Genomic DNA, 19,047 nt, shown 5'->3' on the forward strand with positions numbered 1-19,047 from the left:
TAAATCAGCGCGGCCTGCCCGCCCCGGCCCTCTGCCACATGGCGGTCGATCAGGTTATGACAGGCGCTCAGGCGTCCGTCCGCAAACCAGCGGTAGCTGTCACCCTCACGATGCAGGATCTGTTTGGGAAAACTCTCCCAGTCCAGGGAAGCAGCGGCAGACGCCCAATAGTCTTGTGGATCATTTTTCCATCCGGACAGGAGCTCTTCATAGGTGGTCATTTTTCATCTCCCCTGCCGACTTCCCGCCGGCAGTTCCAAAAGATTGACAATATCATCGAGCACATTCACTCGGATTTTGCTTACAACCGGTTCCCCGTGCTTTCCGGCCTCCATCAGTCTAAAGTTATATTCGGCCAAAAGAATTGCCAATTAGACTAAAGATAGCGTCGAAACGGATAGAACAGATATCCTGCGAGTTTCTCTTTCAGGGGACGGCCACGCCAGTCCGGCATTTCGTAAGACGGGCTTTGTGCCAGATCGCGGGAGAAGTGATCCCCAAGCGTCTCGACAATTTCCTTCCTGTTGCTGACCAGCATGGCTTCATGATTCTGGTGCAGGCTCAAACCATCCAGGTTGCAGCTCCCTATGGCGGCCCAGTTGCCGTCAACGATCATCATCTTCAGATGCAGCATGGAGGGCTCATAATAATTTATCCGGATGCCAGCGGCCAAAAGGCCACCACAACAATGTTTTCCAACCACATAAGGCGCATATCCGGAGTAGTCCGAAAGCAGGATTTGCACATCCACACCCCGCTGAACGGCCCGGACCAGCGCTTTGGATAACCTTTGATCCGGCGTGAAATAGGGTGTGGCCAGTTTCACAGATTTTTCCGCAGCATCGATCTGTTCAAGCAGGCTGTCGATAAAATAATGTTCGCCGGATTCAGGCGCATTGGCCTGGATGGAAATATCCCCGTCGGTTTCAAAATCCGGATGGGCGTCAATCTCCTCGTCATCCGATGCCTGCGATTTGGCCCAGCTTTGCTCAAAAATATATCGCAGCTGCTGGATCACTTTCCCCTCCAGCCTCAACATGCTATCCCGCCAGTCATGAATGGTGTCATAGATACAGACACCGCCGATATAGGCGCTCCGTTCGTCAATCATCAGTATTTTCCGGTGATCCCGGGGGAAAAAATTAAATCGTTTCAACCAGGCGAGCCGCGGCTTGTTAAAAAAACAAACCCGGACACCCGCATTCTCCAGTTCTTTCAACCGGGAAGACCCGATCAGTTCCAGACAGCCATACCAATCCAGTAACAGCCTGACATCCACACCCTCCCGGGCTTTGGCGATAAACAGATCAATGAAACGGTTCCCGATGGAATCAGGATGAAAAATATACTCCTCCATCCGGATGGATTTCTCGGCATCGCGGCACTCTGCAAGCATCGCTTCCCATGCGGACGGGGTCGTCGTGTAATAGTCTGTAACCTGCGAATTCATCTCGGTGCCTCTCTGGAGTACAGGCTGCTTATTTCGATACAGTATGTCCACCGCAGATTGCCAGAACTCTTCCGGCACCGCTCGCCACCCTGAGTTCAGTTGTAGATTACCCGCCATATCCTGGCCCTTCTGCAGATAAATCCCAGTGTACTCACAAAACCTAAGAGGTGGTAGAAGACTTTCTATTATATCGCTTCCGGTATTCTTCCGTATCTTCCCCGGCATCCTTGCCCGCAAACCTGTAGCGGGGAGCAAGTGCAGAATATCGGACGGGATGGGCGAACTGTCTTTGATCTCCGTCAGTATGAGGCACATTTACGACGGACTTCCGCGTCACAAAATGAGGATGGGTGCCCGCTTCGGCAATGGACAGAACCGGATCGACACACACATCACGGTCAGCAAAAAGCTTCATCCAGGATTCGAGCGGTTTTTCCCTGAATATTCCGACAAGCTCCTGATGAAAAAGGTCTGTCTGCTCCAGGGCCAGCGGCAGAAGATCCTCCCGCCCGAGCGCTTCGCACAACCCCCGGCGGAACTTTTCCTCCAGACTGCCGACAGCAAGATACCTGTCGTCAGACGTCCGGTAATAATTGTAAAATGACGAGCCGTTGAGCAGCGAGACCGCTTCATTTTTTTCGCAATTGCCGTTGAGGCCGGCGGGACCGGAAACCGCATTCATGGCCCATATGGCATCTGTCATGCCCACATCCACATGCTGGCCCTTCCCGGTCTGGTCCCGATGACGCAAAGCCATCAGTATGCCGATCACACCGTGCAGCCCGCCGGCGACATCCGCCACCGCAAAAGACAGTGGCGCGGGCGCTTGGCCGGAAGCAGCCTGTCCCTCAGCCGCCCCCGCCAGGGAAAAATAGTTGATGTCATGGCCCGCGCGGCGGCTGTATTCTCCGGTCTGGCCGTACCCTGAGATCGAGCAATAGATCAGTCCCGGGTTGCTTTTCCTCACCTGGTCGTAGCCAAAACCGAGCCGGTCCATGGTTCCGGGCCGGAACTGCTCGATCAGAATGTCGGCCTCATCCACCAGTTTGCGAACCAGTGCCGCATCTTCCGGAGACTTCAGGTCGACAGCGATACAGTCCTTGTTGCGATTGAGATAGCGGTGACTATAAGAGCTATCCCCGTCAAGCGGCGCGAAGGAACGGAAAGCTTCCGGCTGCACCGAGGATTCAATCCGCACCACCTGCGCGCCCATATCTGCAAGATACAGGCTGCACAAGGGTCCGGGCACAGACCAGGAAAAATCCACCACTTTCAGATCGCCAAGCACCATCACTCTTTTCCGTCCGAGAGGTCCATATGCTCAAGCCTTTCACACAACCGGGTGAGGAACCGGCCTGCCGGCGCCCCGTCGATCACGGCATGATCAACCGTCAGGGACAGGCCGATAAAAGGTTTTTCTATCAGTTCGCCGTTTGAACTGAACACAGCCCTTCTGTCCACCATACCGATCCCCAGCAAGGCCACCTGGGGAAAATTGAGGATCGGCGTAAAAAAGCGGACCCGGGTCATGCCCAGGTTGGACACCGTAATGGTGCCGCCGGTCTGCTCCGTGACGCTGAGCTGGTTCTTCCGGGCCCGGTCCACAAGCTCGCGGCGCTTCTCCGCCATGTCCTGAAGATCCATGACTTCAACATCGAACAGCGCCGGCGCCATCAGGCCGTTATCGGTATCAATGGCGATTGAGACATTGATGGTATCTTCTTCCTTCAATCCCTCCCCGTCCCAGCAGCTGTTGAACAAGGGAAACTCGCGCACGGTCTGTGCCAGTTCCCGGATGATCATATCCTCCACGGAAGCGGGCAGCCCCTGCTTCTTGAAGCTGGCCCTTGCCGCCAGGACGGCCGTGGCGTCAAACTCGCCCATAAAGGTCAGCTGGGCGGTCTGCTGCAGGCTCTGGCGCATTTTCCGCGCCAGAAACGCCCGCACGCCTGTCAGTTTCCGGGCTGTTGCCATGTCAGCCTTCAATCCTTCCGATGACATCCCCCTTGTTCACCAACGTCTCTTCCTCCACCTTCCGGACAAGCTTGCCGGCAGCCGGAGCACAGATTTCATGCTGCACCTTTTCGGTCATGATCTCGACGATGGCTTCGCCTTCCGCAACTGAGGCGCCCTCATCATAGAGCCACGCCAGCAAAGTGCCCTCAACATCCTCCTCCCAGAGGTCCTCGGGGATGATAATATCCATTTCCAGTCCTTTATTACTCACAAGATAGATTTAACAACGTCCACAACCTTTTCCGTCGAGGGGCGGACATGCGCCTCCAGGCTCCGGGAAAAGGGAATGGGAATATCCGGGAAAGTCACCCGCTTGGGCGAAGCTTTGAGAACAGAGGCGTCTTCCTCGACCACAGAAGCAATCACTTCCCCGGCCAGGCCGCACATGCGATAATCCTCGTCCACAGCCACAAGGCGACCGGTCTTTTTGACGGACTCAAGGATCGTTTCCCGGTCCAGCGGCACGATGGTCCTGAGGTCGATCACCTCGGCGGAACAGCCTTCCTTTTCCAGTTCACGGGCGGCAAACAGCGCCATCCACAGGGTCTCGCCCCAGCCGACCAGGGTGATGTCGGTGCCTTCCCTGACCACTTTGGCCTTGCCGATCGGCACTTCGAAATCATTCTTGGGTACATGAACGGCGGCCTCCTTGACGGGCTCGAACCATCCCATGCCGGTCAGACGCTTGTGAAGCATATAAACCACCGGATTGGGATCGCGGATCGCCGCCGTCAGCAGCCCCTTGGCATCATAGGCATTACTGGGCACCACCACCTTGATCCCGGGCAAATGGGCAAAGGTGGCATAGAGTGTCTGGGAGTGCTGGCTGGCGTCGCTATAGCCGCCGCCAATCCCGGTCATAATGGTCATGGGAACCGGCTGCCGGCCGTCGCTGTGATAGGCGCCCTTGGCCGCCGCATTGTAGATGGGGTCGAGACAAACCCCCACAAAATCCACAAACATCAGTTCGACAATCGGCTTCATGCCGCTCATGGCGGCGCCGGTTGCCGCGGCCATAAAGCCCGCCTCGGAGATGGGGGTGTCCATAATCCGGTTGGGTCCGAATTTTTCCAGAAAACCCGTTGCAGTCTGGTAGACGCCGCCAAAAAGCGCCAGATCCTCACCCATGAGAAATGTACTCTCATCGTGCGTGAGTTCATGCTCCAGTGCCTCGCGGATTGCCCTGTTCACCGGGATTTTTCTGATCTGTTCCTTAACTTCAGTCATGATTTCCTGACCTCTCTCACGCGAAAATATTCTGCATGGCTTCATCGCCGTCCGGATAGGGGCTGTCGCAGGCGAATTCCACAGCCTGCTCCACCCGCTGTTCCGCCTTCTCGGCGATAGCGGCCCGTTCTTTGGGTTTCAGGACACCTTCTTTCTCCAGGCGTTCACCCATAACGTCGATGGGGTCGCGCCTTGCGGCCAGCTCATCCTTTGGGACATAGGTTTCGGGATCGCCGACAAAATGCCCGGCCATCCTGATGGTCTCTACCTCGATGATGGTCGGCCCTTCGCCGTTTCGGGCCCGCTCCACCGCCCGTTTGGCGGCGCTATAGACGCCCCAGACGTCATTGTCCTCCACATATTCACCCGGTATCCCGTAGGCTGCGGCCCGGTCGGAATTCCGGGCGATGGACGTGGAGGTGGCCTTGGAAACAGAAACGCCCCATTTGTTATCCTCAATGATGCAGATGAACGGCAATTTCCACAGCGCCGCCAGATTCATGGATTCATGGAACAGCCCCTGGTTTGCCGCCCCTTCCCCGGTCACAGCCACTGCCACGGCGCCCGTGCCCTGCAATTTGGCCGCAAGCGCCTGTCCGACGGCAAGACCAATGCCCTGCCCCACAATACCGGAGCAGGAAAAGGATTTTTCCGGATCAAACAGGTGCATGTGACCACCCTTGCCACGGCTCAGGCCCGCCTCGCGACCGTATATTTCAGCGGTCATTTTATCGAGATCCACGCCCTTGGCGATGGCGATATGATGCGGGCGGTGCGAGCCAACAATACAGTCCTTGTCGGTGAGATGGGCACAGACGCCGACAGCCACCGGTTCCTGGCCGTTGGAAAGATGCATCTCGCCCGGGATCGGCCCTTTGGTCATATTGAAAACCGGAACCTTGCCCTCAAGATAGGCCTTGCCGATCCGCTCTTCATATTTCCGGCTCAGCACCATATGTTCGTACATCCACAGAAGTTCCTCTTCCGTCGGCTGGATTTCATTGGGCAGAGACATTCTATTTCTCCTTCATATAGCGGTCATATTCGGCATACATGTGAACAAGCCGTATTTCCTGTTCGCTGAAACGAACGCCCTTGAAAGCCCGGGAATGCAGGCCTTTCTGGACAAAGGGCACGGTTTCCGCATCCTGGTCCACCACCGGCCCGAATGTGATTTCGCCCCACTTGCCATAGGCCCGTTCAGGGCGCGGCGCATTGCCGGTCAGGTCCGCCCCTTTGGGAACACCCATATAGGTCGGCAGATAATAGTCGGGGTCCGAGACTTTCCGGGCCAGCACCCAGAAGTCATACAGACAGCGTTCGGGATCGCTGGCATGGGGACGGAACCTCATGACCAGAACCCCTTCCGGATGGGCATTCAGGGTAATGTTCGGAAAAATATGCATATTCCAGTCATCGGCCAGCTGGCTGTCGGTAAAGCGTGAATAGTCCATGCCGTTTTTTTGGGCCCACTCCCTTTTCCATGCCGGAGTATCGGCACGAACGCTGGACGCATTGTTTTCATATTTCTTTTCATCCATCCCAAATGAACGCACCAGGTCACGCATTTCCTCGCCGAGCTTGTCACGATTGGGATAACGGGGACTGACCAGCCCCATGGGAATGATCATCCGGCTGTGACCGTTCTTGAACAAATCATGCTGAAAATGGAAATCATCAATCATGTTCAGAAGTTCCGGATGCCGGATGTGAGCATGATAGCCTTCCATGAAAGCATCCAGCACCGTCTTCCAGTTCACCGGCCAGTCGGTTTCCAGATCCGCCGCCAGGATCATATTGTCCATATCATAAGCATCGAGAACTTCCGGCAGCTCACCGAGGAAGTCCATAAGCGGCTCAACATCGTCATTCATGGAAATAAACACGAAACCGCCCCAGACACCGCATTTCACCTCGGTCAGGCCCGGATTATCGCAAACCAGTTTTTCATCAAAGGTTTCCCGGTCGGTAATCCGCCGAAGGGAACCATCCAGATTCCAGCTCCAGGAATGAAAGGCGCAGACGAAGGCCTTCACATTACCATAATTGTCCATCGCCAAGCGGTTTCCCCGGTGATGGCAGACATTGTAGTAAGCCTTGATCTCCCCGTCGCCGGTTTTGACCACTATGAAACTTTCCGGCCCCAGTTCGTAGGTGAAATAGTCGCCGGGCTTTTGAAGGTCGCTTGTCCGACCGGCAATATGCCAGATTTTCGTCCACAGGCGATCCCATTCGAGACGGCGACATTCATCGGAAAAATATTTCTCGTGATCGTCATGAATACGGGTTTCATATTCAATGTCGGGGAACTTCCTGTCCGGTGAATCCGGTCCGGCTTCAGGGTCAACTCTCGGGTCGATGCCATATCTGGATTTCATTACACTCATCCTAATATTTTCAGTTTGTTCGCCAAGGTTATCCAGCTGTTAGTCTTGCGTCTTGCTTCCTGCTGCTCGATCGTTTGTTCATCTGTGCAGGGCTCATTTCACGGAAATTCCGGCCGCCACCCGATCCCAGGTCTTCTCGTTCACCCCTTCCTTTCTCAGATCAACCTTTCTGACCTTGTTGGTCGCGGTGAGGGGAAGACTGTCGCAAAATTCCAGATAACGGGGGATCATGAAATCCGGCATGCGTGGGATCAGGTACAGAATAAGTTCCTCGGGCAAAAGCGCGCGGCCCTCCTTGAGGATCACCACCACCTTGACCTCGTCCTCACCGGTTTCCGAAGGCACCGCAATGGCAGCACAGTCCATGACGTCGTCATGCTCCCGGATGTAATTCTCCACCTCGTAAGATGAGATGTTTTCGCCCCGGCGCCGGATCGCATCCTTGATCCGGTCAACAAAATAATAGTTGCCGTCCTCGTCATACCGGCCGGCATCACCCGTATGAAACCAGCCGCCTTTCCAGGCTTCGGCTGTCGCCTCGGGCCGGCCGAGATATTCCTTCATCATGGAATTGGGACGTTCGCAGCGGACCAGGATTTCACCCACCACACCGGGCCCGGTATCCTTGCCGTCCTGATCGACAATCCGGACCTGCCATTCGTCCCGCAGCTTGCCGCAGGTTTCCGAATTCGGCAAAGGCTGGTCATCCGACATGAACGGCCAGCCGATTTCGGTCATGCCGTAGCTGGCCACCACGCGCAGGCCAAATCTCTTCTCGAATTCCCGGAATTCAGGGATTACCGGCCCCATGAAGGCCGTCTCCAGCGGGTTGTCGACATCTCCCGCAGTTTCCGGCTGCTTATGGATAAAAGTAGCCGTCCCCCCAAGCAGGAGTGTCGTTGTGCATCCAAATCGTTTTATGTCCGGCCAGAAGTGACTGACACTGAAACGTGACCTCAGAACAACTCGTCCACCAAAGGCGATCATGTTATAGACCGGCACCTTGCCGGACATGTGGTTGGTGGGAAACGGGCAATAATGGCAATCCCTGCCATCCTTGCGGGGATGGAAAAGATCGAGTCCCCAGTAAAATTCCCCCCAGGGCACCAGGCATCCCTTGGACGGTCCGGTGGTGCCGGAGGTATAAAGAATTGTTGCAACATCACCGGGATCAATTTCCGGCAGATCCTCGGGATTAAATACCGTTTCCGGCCTGTAATTTTCTGCGGCGATAACCCGCTGCTGGGGCAGCTCAATGCGGTCCACATCGGCACATCCGGTCACAATAACCGTATGCAGCCCCTTCAGCTCCCCGGCAACCGGACGGAACTGATCCAGAAAGTCATGATGGATCACAAGGCGGCTGACATCTGCATCTTCGAGAATATGTTTCAGCATGGCGCCCTTGAACGCCGTATTCACGGGCACTTCCCATGCCCTGGTCCAGGCGCAGGCGCCCCAGAGATGATGCGCCGTCATCCCCACAGGCTGCATGACACCGACGGACTCACCGGGCTTGATATCAAGGTCCTGCAACAAGGAAACCCACCAGCCCAGGCTTGTGAGATATTCACTGAAAGTCTCGCTGACCCCGTCCGCATCCTGAAGAAAAACCTTGTCCCCGTCCCGACGGACGCGGTCCAGTAAAAGAGATGGCAATGGCACCTGTTCTGTAAGCATAAGTCAAATCTCTCGGAAAACTTGGCAGAAACGGGGATGGCGGAACTTTGCCATCCCCTGCTACGCTTCTAGAAGCTCAACTCAAGCTGGGCACCCCAGGTCCGGGGAATACTGACCGAAGTGATACTCAACAATGCTCCGGCAGCCAGCCCGTCCTGGATATATTCCTCATTGGTCAGGTTTCGGCCGAACAGGGAGACAGTCCAGACACCATTCTGATCCTCAAGAGCAATGGAGGCATCCAGTGTTCCCACACTTCGGCGATGTCCGAATTCATAATTCTGGGTGGTTGTTTCAAGTTGATCCGCCCAGCGATAGCGGATATCGAACAGTCCAGTGGCAAAATCGCCGAACGTATGCTCATAGCTTGCCGCCAGGCTGTACTGCAGCGACGGCGCCTTGCGCAGCAACAGGTCACTGTTGTCCATCACCCCGCCAAGACCGATATCGGCAACAAAATTCTTATAACTTGCCTCCAGGATGCCGATGTTGCCGCTGAAAGTCAGGCTTGCGATCGGACGATAGGTAAATTCCGCCTCAACGCCGTAGGTTTCCGCGGCCGCGGCGTTGGCCACGATGGTTTCCTGTCCGGTGCCGCCGCTGATGGTGCGCAACAACTCGACCTGCATGTTTTTATAATCATTATAGAAAGCGGCAATGTTCAGACGCAGGCTTCTGTCAAGGAGCGTGCTTTTGACACCGACTTCGTAAGAATCCACCTGCTCGGGATCATAGGGCCCGAGGGACGTGACCGTGCCGGCGCGACCATTATAGCCGCCGCTTTTGAAACCACGGGAGAAACTGCCATAGAGGAAAAACTCATCATTGACCCGATAGTCGAGACCGATCCTTGGTGTAAACTTTGACCAGCTTTCATCGTCCGAGGCGGAGCCCAGGGCGCCATAGGGATAAACGATTGGCGTTGATTCAAATTCTTTTTTCTCATAGGTATAGCGTCCCCCGACGGTCACCCGCAATTTGTCGGTCAGGTTGGCGTTGCCCTGGAAGAACCCGGCAACACTATTTGTGGTCTGTCCCGCATCGCCGGACTGTCGACAGCCGAAGGCGGCGTACGCGCCCGGTAGGGAGCCGCAGGTGATCCAGTCGGTAAACAGGTCAATTTCCTGATGCAGGGAATAATCGGACCAGAAATAATAGAGCCCGGCGACAAACTCATATGTGTCGGACCAGTTGGAGGTCAGGCGAACCTCCTGGGTAAACTGGTCATGTTCCTGCTGGCGCCGGCTGTTGAAAATAGCGCTGTCTTCAGCGTCGAAATCGTTATAGACATCCTCGTCCACCCAGCGATAGGCGGAAATGGAGGTGATAATATAGTCACCCTTGTCGACGTTGACTTCCAGTGACGCCGAGGTGGTGTCATAGCTGGTGCCGTCTTCAGGCAGGTCTGACCGCACTTCATAAAGCGGACCGGTATCTGCCGGATAACCGGGATAGGCCGGCGACAGGCCGAGAAGACCCGGCACTGACACAAGCTGGGTCGGCTGGGTCGCATTGCGAAGACCGGCCAGATCGCTGCGATCGCGGGTATGATCAAGATTGAGATAGACCTCCACCTCGTCGCTGACATTGTAAAGGGCTGCCGCACGCACAGAAAGCGTATCGACGCCACTCAGTTTTTCACCGGTCGCCGTATTGGTCAAATGGCCATCGGACTTGGAATAGGAACCGGCAAGCCGGAGGGCCAGCTTGTCGTCAGCAACAGGAAGGTTAACTGCGGCCTTGAGGTCATGCCGGTCAAAACTGGAATAGCCGTAGCTCGCCTTGCCGGACAGCTCATATTCGGGTTTCTTGCGCACCACATTGATGGTGCCGCCGATGGTATTTTTGCCGAACAGGGTGCCCTGGGGCCCCCTCAGGATTTCCACCCGCTCCAGGTCGAAATTGTCGACCATGGCCTGGGCGTTGGTGCCCATAAACACTCCATCGACCACCACGCCGATGGCCGGGTCAAATGATTTTTCGATCTCTGTATGACTGATTCCCCGGATGGAAATGGACACGGCATTGGGGAAAGCATTATAGGAATCAATGACAACATTGGGCGCCATGCCTTCCAGATGCTGAAGGTTATCCGCCATACTGCGGTCAATGGCATCAGCCGTCATCGCCGACACGGAGACCGGCACAGACTGCAGATTCTCGCTTCTTTTTCGGGCTGTAACCGTAATTTCCTCAAGAACGACAATGCCGTCGTCGTCAGCGGCGTGAACCGGCTGCCAGGACATTGTCAGGGCCAGTGCAGAAAGGCATACACCGGTTTTCAGGGTCTTTCCGCCTCGGGCGGACCCCGGATTTACTTTCATTGTCATTCAGACTACTCCCTATTGATCTTATATTTTTGGGGAAAGACGTCTCCAGCGGCCTAAATTTGGCATGGCCGGATCCTTCTCCCGCGGCGGTGAAGTCTGTCATCATCACTGGCTGTCCGCATGTTCAGATGTGCATGTGATCTGGACTGGTTATGCACTGGGTGCAGATTCTTGTTTATTTTGCAGTCCCGGCGATAGTACCGTATTCTATAAGAGGAGTCGTGAGAAGCTCGGAAAAAAACAAGTTGGGGCGTTCTGTCAGGGAGTCACAGTATGATTGAAAATATGACAACAAAAACTGTTGATCATGTTCAGAAAGTAGGCGTTCTCAAAAGCCTTCTGGACCGCACCTTCTGCACCACGGAAGTCGGCATGGCCAACAAACGTCAATCCTGCAATTCGGATATTTTCAACGTTCAGATGGGAAACATTAATGTCCTGAAATATATTTCGTCAGGACAGCAGACCGCCAAACGCACCCTGAATCACATCCGCCGGGACCAGGATGACCATTATATCCTGTACATGCCCGTCAACGCACAAATCACCATCGAACAAAACGGCCAGCTTACCCGTATGACCCCCGGCAGTTTTGCCTTTGTCCATACCGGAAAACCTTTTATGGGAAGCGTCACATCATGTGACGGGTCGGAAGACACCGCCTATGTTTCCCTGCACGCCAGGGTTCCCGCGCCTTTTCTGCGCGAACGCCTCCCTTTTTTCGACCAATATTGCAACAGATTATTCACCTTTGCCCCCGGTGCCAGCCAGATCATGGCCAGCACCCTGAAAGATATCCTCAAGAGCAGCCATCTGCTGACGGATGTCCAGAAGCATTATACCCGGCACATCCTGCTTGAAACCATTCGGGCCGCCGCAGAGGAAGCGGTACACGGCCTTGAGAACGGCCTGCCCGGACCAAAATCCATGCGCGCCATGACACTGGAGAAAGTTCAGGATTTCATTCAAGCAAACCTGTCCAACCCGTCCCTGACCACGGGACTGATTGCCGAAAAATGCCATATCTCCATGCGCTATCTGCACGCGGTTTTCGAGGAAACCGGCTGGACAGCCGCCGCATGGGTCAAGGAACAGAGACTTCTGAAATGCCGCCAGGCCCTTAAGGATCCCTCACAGGCACGGCTATCGGTGACGGAAATTGCCTTTCGCTGGGGATTTAACGACGCCTCCCATTTCAGCAGGGCTTACAAGGCGAGATTCGATAGCCCCCCGAGTGCTGACCGCTGCCGGTCATAAACCGTAAGTCCCAATTCATACTCCACAGTGACCCCGTCACACCTTGAAACTGGCAACCATTCTCGCCGCAATGACTAGAGGCAGGGCAAACAAAGCTGAAGGCCCCCTGAAGCAAAAATCCGATGATGCCGACCACTGCGTCAAAATTTAAATAGCTGAATGCAGTAATGCCTTTCACCATACGGGCGGTGCAGAGCCTCGATTTTGCCTTCGATAACCCGGATATGTGACTTTTACTTGATATGATCGCCAAGGGTAAATGATCGGGGGGTCAAGTAACGGAAACTCTGGAAGAAGCAGTTGGTGCGCCTGGCCGGACTTGAACCGGCAAGACCTTGCGGTCGACAGATTTTAAGTCTGTTGTGTTTACCAATTTCACCACAGGCGCATCCCCGGCTGAAAGTAGACAAAACCGGATATGACATATTCTGCCGGGGAAATAAACAGGCTTTTGAAATTTTCAGGGTGACCGGCCGGCCCTTTTCCTGTTCCCTTTTCCTATTCCCTGACCCTACTCTTTGGGGTCGGACCGGAAGGAAGGTTCCCCGTCAAAACAGTCATGTCCACCGCCGGTTATTTTCTCTTTCAGCAGTTTCACCGCCGCCTCCAGCGCGCCATCGTTTGTGGAACGCAACACAAATGTGGCCCCGTAGGCCCGGTCGTGATAGAAGGGATAGCTGCCGATGGACACTTCATCAAAGGCCTCATTGACCTCACCCAGGATGTCGGCGAAGAAGCTTTCCCCGTGGAAAACATGGATGGTTTTGCTGAGCGTCTTATCACCGCCGCTGATCCGCTTTGCCACATCCTTGAGCATGGCCTGCATAACCACCGGAATGCCAGCCAGAACAAAAATATTCTCCACATGAATGCCGGGCGCCCGGCTGACCGGGTTGTCGATCAGTTCCGCCCCTTCGGGCATCATGGCCATCCTGAGACGCGCCTCGGTCAGTCCTTCCGGGCCATAATGCTGCTTCAGGACTGCATAAGCTTCTGGATGCTGGACAAAGGGCCGCCCCAAGGCCCGGGCGATATTTTCCGCCGTTATGTCGTCATGGGTCGGGCCGATCCCGCCGGTGGTGAAAAGATAGTCATGGCTGGTGCGCAATTCGTTGACGGTGCGGACAATGATATCTCCGTCATCCGGAATCACCCTCACCTCGCGAAGCTGAATGCCGTGATCCCCGAGCCAGGCGGCCAGATGGTTGAGATTGGCGTCTTTGGTCCGTCCGGACAATATCTCGTCACCAATAATAATCATGGCGGCGGTTACTGTTTTGCTTTTCATCATTCCCGGTAAACCATATGTCAGATTGCCATTATTTGTTTTTCAGACTATACCCTTGCGTATGAAATTTACAGAAAAACTTACACGCGGAACCCTGATCAAAAGATACAAGCGTTTTCTGGCCGATGTGGAGCTGGAAAACGGTGAAATCATTACCGCCCACTGCGCCAATTCCGGCTCCATGATGGGCCTGAAGGATCCCGGCAATGAGGTCTGGTTGTCCCCGGCCACCAATCCCAAGGCAAAGCTTTCCTGGAAATGGGAGCTGGTCCGGGTCGAAGATGCCCTTGTGGGGATCAACACATCCCACCCCAACAAAATTGTAGAGGAAGCCATCCTTGGCGGCTCCATCACCGAACTTCAGGGATATGACAATCTTCGCCGGGAGATAAAATACGGCCAGAACAGCCGCATCGACATTTTCCTGTCCGGCCACGCAAGCCTTCCGGACTGCTATGTGGAGGTCAAAAACGTGACCCTGAAACGGGGACAGGACGTCGCCGAATTTCCTGATGCGGTCACCGCCCGGGGCACAAAACACCTGAATGAACTGGTCGATATGGTAAAAGAAGGCTATCGGTCCATGATGGTCTATCTTGTACAGCGGGAAGATTGTAATATATTCAAAGTTGCTGAAGATATTGACCCGGCCTATGCAGACGCGTTAAATACGGCCTTGAACAGCGGGGTTGAGGCTGTCTGTTACAGCTGCGCCCTTAATCAGGATGAAATCCGCATAGACCGGCCCGTGGAAATCGCCGGAATGAAACAGGTATAAAATGAAATACGTAAAAGCTTCAGAGGCCCCGTTGGAAGCCACAAACGCCATCAAGATCCACGATGCCGCGGATTTTAAAGGCATGCGCAAGGCCGGGCAGTTTGCCGCCTCTGTCCTGGATATGATCACACCCCATGTACAGCCCGGTGTTTCCACCGAGGAACTGGACCGGATCTGTCATGAGTTTATCGTGGATCATGGCCATGTCCCGGCGCCGCTGAACTATCGTGGATTTCCGAAATCCATCTGCACTTCGGTCAATCATGTGGTTTGCCACGGTATTCCGGGGCCAAAGAAGCTGAAAAAGGGTGACATCATCAATATCGACATCACCACGATTGTCGACGGCTGGTACGGCGATACAAGCCGCATGTTCTTTGCCGGCCCGCCTTCTATCAAGGCCAAACGGCTGGTGGACATCACCTATGAATGCCTGATGCGCGGTATTGCCCAGGTCAAGCCGGGCGCCACGCTGGGCGATATCGGCCATGCTATACAGGAATATGCCGAAAGCGAACGCTGCGGCGTGGTGGAGGTGTTCTGCGGTCACGGCCTGGGACGAATTTTCCATGATGCCCCCAACATTCTGCATTACGGCCGGCCAGGCCAGGGACCTGAACTCAAGGAAGGCATGTTTTTCACCATTGAACCCATGATCAACCTGGGGACATCGGAAGTAAAGGTGTTGAGTGATGGATGGACGGCGGTCACACGGGATAAGTCCCTGTCCGCCCAGTTCGAGCACAGTATGGGTGTAACGGCAGACGGGGTAGAGATTTTCACAAAGTCGCCAAAGGGATGGACCAAACCGCCATACGACTGACCTAACACACGGGGGAGAGATGTCTGATCAGGAAAAGGCCCACTACGCCGGTCACCGCCAGCGCCTGAAAGACAAGCTCAGAAAATCCGGTCCCGGTGCCCTGGCCGACTATGAACTTCTTGAACTTCTGCTCTGCCTCGCCGTTCCCCGTCGGGATATGAAACCGCTGGCCAAACAACTGATCTCCACCTTTGGCGATTATGCGGGCGTCCTGTCCGCACCTGAAAAACGGCTGTTGGAAATTAACGGTGTTGGCAATACGGTGATCTCCGCCATCCGGCTCGCCGAAGCCAGCGCAATCCGCCTCGCCCAGACGAAGGTGCTGGAACAGCCGGTCTTATCCAACTGGCAGGCGCTTCTCGACTATTGTCAGGCGGCCATGGCTCACGAAAGCCATGAACAGTTCCGCATCCTGTTTCTGGACAAGAAAAACCGCCTCATCAAGGATGAAATCCAGCAGAAAGGCACCGTTGATCACACCCCCGTCTATCCCCGGGAGATTGTCAAGCGGGCGCTGGAGCTCAACAGCACGGCCCTGATCATCGTCCATAATCACCCGAGCGGCGATCCCACGCCGAGCCGGGACGATATCGACATGACCCGCAAGATCGAGGAAATAGGCAATCAGCTCGGCATCAGGCTGCACGACCACCTGATTATTTCAAAAACCGGACACCAGAGTTTCAGGGCTCTCGGCCTATTATAAAACGATCGTTTTCATTGTTTGGTCTTTCCGTTTACCCCTGCTAGAATGGGGAGAAAACAGGAGGCCGAGCCATGTCGTTTTACAACCCCCACAGCGAACTTGACACCCATGAGGTCACGAACCAGCCTCCTGCCCTGGAAAACTACAATCTCTATACCTCTGATCCGCTCCTTCAGGAAACGGTTAAAAGGGAAAGCACCGGCAGCACATTTGAGAACCTTGTCTATACCGGCGCCCAGCTCGGCCATGAAACCTGTCTCGAGAATGGCCGCCTGGCCAATGAAAACCCGCCGAAGCTGAAGCTGTTCGACCGTTTCGGTCATCGTATCGACGAGGTGGAATTTCATCCCGCCTATCACGAAATGATGTCCCAGGGCAAAGGGTCGGGCCTGTCTTCCATTGCCTGGGAAGAGGATGCCCAGGACGGGCACCTGCATCATGCTGCACTCGAATATATGCTGCATCAGGTGGAAGCCGGCGTCTGCTGTCCACTGACCATGACCTATGCCGGCATCCCGGTGATTAATCGCTCCCCTGAACTGCGTGACGAATGGCTGCCGAAACTGCTCTCCCGCAGCTATGACGGCCGCATGATCCCGGCCCACCTCAAGGACGGCTGTACCATGGGTATGGCCATGACCGAAAAACAGGGCGGGTCAGATGTGCGCGCCAACAGCACGAAAGCAGTCAAATGCGACGACGGCTATCTGCTGACCGGCCATAAATGGTTCTGTTCAGCCCCCATGAGCGACGCCTTCCTGACCCTTGCCTATACGGACGCGGGCCTGAGTTGCTTTTTCGTGCCCCGATTCCGGCCAGACGACAGCCGCAACAGTTTCTTCGTCCAGCGCCTGAAGCAAAAGCTGGGTAATCACGCGAATGCCTCAAGCGAGATTGAATACCGGAACACCTGGGCAGTCCTCGTCGGGGAAGAAGGCCGGGGTGTCGCCACCATAATGGATATGGTGCATCACACACGGCTGGATACGGCGATTGCACCTGTATCCCTGATGCGGCAGGCTCTGGTCCAGGCCATCCATCACGCCCGCCACCGCAGCGCCTTCCAGAAAAAGCTTATTGACCAGCCGCTGATGCAGTCGGTTCTGGCGGACCTGGCCCTTGATCTGGAAGCCGGCGTCCTGACATTCCTGCACCTGGCGCATAAATTTGACGTGGCGGCAGAAAATGATGACGCCCGCGCCTATGCCCGCCTTGCTGTCGCCGTCGCCAAATTCTGGCACAACAAACGCTGTCCCAATTTTGTCTACGAATGTATGGAGGCACTTGGCGGCGCCGGTTATGTGGAGGAAGGCATCATGCCGCGCCTGTACCGCGAAGCCCCACTCAACAGCATCTGGGAAGGGTCAGGCAATGTGATTTGCCTGGATATCCTGCGCACCTTCGCCAAGGAACCGGAAGCCATTGACCTTTTCTTTCACCAGATTGCACCCGTCCTTGGACAGAATAGTAATCTGGATAATTGCCTGTCTGACCTCCGCGACATGCTTGGCAATACTGCCTCCCTGCAGGCCAACGCCCGCATCATCGTGGAAAAAATGGCGCTCTCACTGCAGGCGTCTCTGATGCTGCAATATGCCCCGGCCGACATCGGCACGCAATTCTGCGAAACGAGGCTCGGCGATGGACGCAACTTTGTTTACGGTGCAGCACAGATTGCAAATGCTGAAAGCATACTGGAGCGGATTTTTCCGGAAAAGTGAAATTCCGCAAATATTCTTGAGCCCGGCTCCATTCTCTGCTACAGCCTGCCCTTTAGCAATCCAGACATCAGCAGACAGGAAAAGACATGATCCCTCGTTATTCCCGAGAAGTTATGACCTCTATCTGGGAGCCTGAGAGCCGCTTCCGGATCTGGTTCGAAATCGAAGCCCACGCCTGTGACGCCCTGGCCGAGCTTGGCGTAATCCCCAAGGAAGCCGCAAAGACCATCTGGGAAAAAGGCAATTTCGATATCGACCGGATCGATGAGATCGAGCGGGAAGTGAAGCACGACGTGATCGCCTTCCTGACCTCCCTTGCAGAATATGTGGGTCCCGAAGCCCGCTTCGTGCACCAGGGCATGACCTCTTCCGATGTTCTGGATACCTGCCTGAATGTACAGCTGGTCAAGGCTGCTGACATCCTGCTGGATGACATGGACAAGCTTCTCGAAGTGCTCAAACGCCGGGCTTACGAGCATAAAATGGATGTCTGCATTGGCCGCAGCCACGGCATTCATGCGGAACCCGTCACTTTCGGTCTGAAAATGGCCCAGGCCTATGCCGAATTCGATCGCAACCGGGAACGCCTGGTCAATGCCCGCAAGGAAATCGCCACCTGCGCCATCTCCGGCGCCGTCGGCACCTTCGCCAATATCGATCCCCGGGTCGAGGAACATGTGGCCAAGGCCATGGGCCTGGAGCCGGAGCCCGTCTCCACCCAGGTGATCCCGCGCGACCGTCATGCCATGTTCTTCGCCACACTTGGCGTGGTCGCCAGCTCCGTCGAGCGTCTGGCTACGGAAATCCGTCACCTGCAGCGCACCGAAGTACTGGAAGCCGAGGAATTTTTCTCCAAGGGCCAGAAGGGTTCTTCCGCCATGCCGCATAAACGCAACCCGATCCTGACCGAAAACCTGACCGGCCTTGCCCGCCTGGTGCGCGGCTACAGCATTCCGGCCATGGAAAATGTGGCGCTCTGGCATGAACGGGATATCTCCCACTCCTCCGTCGAGCGCATGATCGGCCCGGATGCCACAGTCACTCTCGACTTTGCCCTGGCCCGTCTGACCATGGTTATGGACAAGCTGGTGGTCTATCCGGAAAATATGAAGAAAAACATGGATAAACTGGGTGGTCTGCATAATTCACAGCGCGTGCTGCTGGCGCTCACCCAGGCTGGGATCAGCCGTGAGGACTCCTACCGTCTGGTACAACGCAACGCCATGAAGGTCTGGGAACAGGGTGCCGACTTCGCTACCGAGCTGAAAAACGACCCGGAAGTATCCGCCAAACTGTCCGATCAGGAAATTGACGACAAGTTTGACGAAAGCTACCACACCAAACATGTGGACACGATCTTCAAGCGGGTCTTCGGCGAATAAGT

17 protein-coding genes and 1 tRNA gene are annotated in these 19,047 nt (G+C 55.2%); 6 read left to right on the forward strand and 12 right to left on the reverse strand.

Annotated features, from left to right (window positions below; translation table 11 throughout):
* The 10 genes from ACN0YD_RS08740 to ACN0YD_RS08785 all read right to left on the reverse strand — a co-directional run.
* On the reverse strand, positions 1 to 221 hold a 221-nt coding region (locus tag ACN0YD_RS08740; RefSeq protein ID WP_417318890.1), incomplete at its 3' end, for an acetyl-coenzyme A synthetase N-terminal domain-containing protein.
* 155 nt (positions 222 to 376) lie between these two features.
* Entirely contained in the window at positions 377 to 1,450 is a 1,074-nt protein-coding gene (locus tag ACN0YD_RS08745) for a phospholipase D-like domain-containing protein (protein ID WP_417318892.1), read from the reverse strand.
* 160 nt (positions 1,451 to 1,610) lie between these two features.
* Positions 1,611 to 2,741 carry a CaiB/BaiF CoA transferase family protein gene (locus ACN0YD_RS08750; protein ID WP_417318894.1) on the reverse strand — a complete coding sequence of 377 codons (1,131 nt, stop codon included), beginning with the start codon at positions 2,739 to 2,741 and terminating at the stop codon, positions 1,611 to 1,613.
* Positions 2,741 to 3,424 (reverse strand): 2-oxo acid dehydrogenase subunit E2, encoded by a 684-nt coding sequence (locus ACN0YD_RS08755; RefSeq protein WP_417318896.1) that lies wholly within the window; start codon positions 3,422 to 3,424, stop codon positions 2,741 to 2,743. Before ACN0YD_RS08755 ends, ACN0YD_RS08750 begins: the two co-directional genes overlap by 1 nt.
* Before the next feature lies 1 nt (position 3,425).
* Entirely contained in the window at positions 3,426 to 3,656 is a 231-nt protein-coding gene (locus ACN0YD_RS08760; protein WP_417318898.1) for a lipoyl domain-containing protein, read from the reverse strand.
* A gap of 17 nt (positions 3,657 to 3,673) precedes the next feature.
* On the reverse strand, positions 3,674 to 4,693 hold the full coding sequence (locus ACN0YD_RS08765; protein WP_417318900.1) for an alpha-ketoacid dehydrogenase subunit beta: 1,020 nt from the start codon (positions 4,691 to 4,693) through the stop codon (positions 3,674 to 3,676).
* Between the two features lie 16 nt (positions 4,694 to 4,709).
* Positions 4,710 to 5,708, reverse strand: coding sequence for a thiamine pyrophosphate-dependent dehydrogenase E1 component subunit alpha (locus ACN0YD_RS08770; protein WP_417318902.1), 999 nt, complete (start codon positions 5,706 to 5,708; stop codon positions 4,710 to 4,712).
* Position 5,709: 1 nt separating this feature from the next.
* Entirely contained in the window at positions 5,710 to 7,071 is a 1,362-nt protein-coding gene (locus ACN0YD_RS08775) for an aromatic ring-hydroxylating oxygenase subunit alpha (protein WP_417318904.1), read from the reverse strand.
* Between the two features lie 102 nt (positions 7,072 to 7,173).
* Positions 7,174 to 8,760 (reverse strand): AMP-binding protein, encoded by a 1,587-nt coding sequence (locus ACN0YD_RS08780; protein WP_417318906.1) that lies wholly within the window; start codon positions 8,758 to 8,760, stop codon positions 7,174 to 7,176.
* 68 nt (positions 8,761 to 8,828) lie between these two features.
* A complete protein-coding gene (locus ACN0YD_RS08785) occupies positions 8,829 to 11,090 on the reverse strand; it encodes a TonB-dependent receptor (protein ID WP_417318907.1) in 2,262 nt (753 codons plus the stop codon).
* 273 nt (positions 11,091 to 11,363) lie between these two features.
* Here ACN0YD_RS08785 and ACN0YD_RS08790 point away from each other — a divergent pair, with 273 nt between their 5' ends.
* A complete protein-coding gene (locus tag ACN0YD_RS08790; protein WP_417318909.1) occupies positions 11,364 to 12,347 on the forward strand; it encodes a helix-turn-helix domain-containing protein in 984 nt (327 codons plus the stop codon).
* Between the two features lie 301 nt (positions 12,348 to 12,648).
* On the opposite strand, the gene ACN0YD_RS08795 is transcribed toward ACN0YD_RS08790, so the two are convergent.
* Positions 12,649 to 12,735: transfer RNA gene (locus tag ACN0YD_RS08795), tRNA-Leu, on the reverse strand.
* A gap of 123 nt (positions 12,736 to 12,858) precedes the next feature.
* Positions 12,859 to 13,638 (reverse strand): competence/damage-inducible protein A, encoded by a 780-nt coding sequence (locus ACN0YD_RS08800; RefSeq protein WP_417318911.1) that lies wholly within the window; start codon positions 13,636 to 13,638, stop codon positions 12,859 to 12,861.
* 58 nt (positions 13,639 to 13,696) lie between these two features.
* Between ACN0YD_RS08800 and sfsA the strand changes: the two genes are divergently transcribed.
* The 5 genes from sfsA to purB all read left to right on the forward strand — a co-directional run bounded on the left by sfsA (position 13,697) and on the right by purB (position 19,045).
* On the forward strand, positions 13,697 to 14,413 hold the full coding sequence (gene sfsA / locus ACN0YD_RS08805) for a DNA/RNA nuclease SfsA (protein WP_417318913.1): 717 nt from the start codon (positions 13,697 to 13,699) through the stop codon (positions 14,411 to 14,413).
* Between the two features lies 1 nt (position 14,414).
* Positions 14,415 to 15,236, forward strand: a complete 822-nt coding sequence (map, locus tag ACN0YD_RS08810) for a type I methionyl aminopeptidase (RefSeq protein WP_417318915.1) — start codon at positions 14,415 to 14,417, stop codon at positions 15,234 to 15,236.
* 19 nt (positions 15,237 to 15,255) lie between these two features.
* Positions 15,256 to 15,942, forward strand: coding sequence for a RadC family protein (radC, locus tag ACN0YD_RS08815; protein WP_417318917.1), 687 nt, complete (start codon positions 15,256 to 15,258; stop codon positions 15,940 to 15,942).
* Between the two features lie 71 nt (positions 15,943 to 16,013).
* On the forward strand, positions 16,014 to 17,663 hold the full coding sequence (locus tag ACN0YD_RS08820) for an acyl-CoA dehydrogenase family protein (RefSeq protein WP_417318919.1): 1,650 nt from the start codon (positions 16,014 to 16,016) through the stop codon (positions 17,661 to 17,663).
* Between the two features lie 86 nt (positions 17,664 to 17,749).
* Positions 17,750 to 19,045 (forward strand): adenylosuccinate lyase, encoded by a 1,296-nt coding sequence (gene purB / locus ACN0YD_RS08825; protein ID WP_417318921.1) that lies wholly within the window; start codon positions 17,750 to 17,752, stop codon positions 19,043 to 19,045.
* Positions 19,046 to 19,047: the final 2 nt, after the last annotated feature.

The sequence above is a fragment of the Emcibacter sp. genome (genome assembly GCF_048269205.1).
Classification (GTDB): Bacteria; Pseudomonadota; Alphaproteobacteria; order Sphingomonadales; family Emcibacteraceae; genus Emcibacter.

Bases quoted from the DNA above. Each gene is read 5' to 3' on its own strand.
- ACN0YD_RS08745 (WP_417318892.1), bottom strand. From the start codon at position 1,450: ATGAATTCGCAGGTTACAGACTATTACACGACGACCCCGTCCGCATGG.
- radC (WP_417318917.1), top strand. From the start codon at position 15,256: ATGTCTGATCAGGAAAAGGCCCACTACGCCGGTCACCGCCAGCGCCTG.
- ACN0YD_RS08765 (WP_417318900.1), bottom strand. From the start codon at position 4,693: ATGACTGAAGTTAAGGAACAGATCAGAAAAATCCCGGTGAACAGGGCA.
- sfsA (WP_417318913.1), top strand. From the start codon at position 13,697: ATGAAATTTACAGAAAAACTTACACGCGGAACCCTGATCAAAAGATAC.
- ACN0YD_RS08770 (WP_417318902.1), bottom strand. From the start codon at position 5,708: ATGTCTCTGCCCAATGAAATCCAGCCGACGGAAGAGGAACTTCTGTGG.
- ACN0YD_RS08775 (WP_417318904.1), bottom strand. From the start codon at position 7,071: ATGAAATCCAGATATGGCATCGACCCGAGAGTTGACCCTGAAGCCGGA.
- ACN0YD_RS08780 (WP_417318906.1), bottom strand. From the start codon at position 8,760: ATGCTTACAGAACAGGTGCCATTGCCATCTCTTTTACTGGACCGCGTC.
- map (WP_417318915.1), top strand. From the start codon at position 14,415: ATGAAATACGTAAAAGCTTCAGAGGCCCCGTTGGAAGCCACAAACGCC.
- ACN0YD_RS08760 (WP_417318898.1), bottom strand. From the start codon at position 3,656: ATGGATATTATCATCCCCGAGGACCTCTGGGAGGAGGATGTTGAGGGC.
- ACN0YD_RS08790 (WP_417318909.1), top strand. From the start codon at position 11,364: ATGATTGAAAATATGACAACAAAAACTGTTGATCATGTTCAGAAAGTA.
- ACN0YD_RS08755 (WP_417318896.1), bottom strand. From the start codon at position 3,424: ATGGCAACAGCCCGGAAACTGACAGGCGTGCGGGCGTTTCTGGCGCGG.
- purB (WP_417318921.1), top strand. From the start codon at position 17,750: ATGATCCCTCGTTATTCCCGAGAAGTTATGACCTCTATCTGGGAGCCT.
- ACN0YD_RS08800 (WP_417318911.1), bottom strand. From the start codon at position 13,638: ATGATGAAAAGCAAAACAGTAACCGCCGCCATGATTATTATTGGTGAC.
- ACN0YD_RS08785 (WP_417318907.1), bottom strand. From the start codon at position 11,090: ATGACAATGAAAGTAAATCCGGGGTCCGCCCGAGGCGGAAAGACCCTG.
- ACN0YD_RS08820 (WP_417318919.1), top strand. From the start codon at position 16,014: ATGTCGTTTTACAACCCCCACAGCGAACTTGACACCCATGAGGTCACG.
- ACN0YD_RS08750 (WP_417318894.1), bottom strand. From the start codon at position 2,741: ATGGTGCTTGGCGATCTGAAAGTGGTGGATTTTTCCTGGTCTGTGCCC.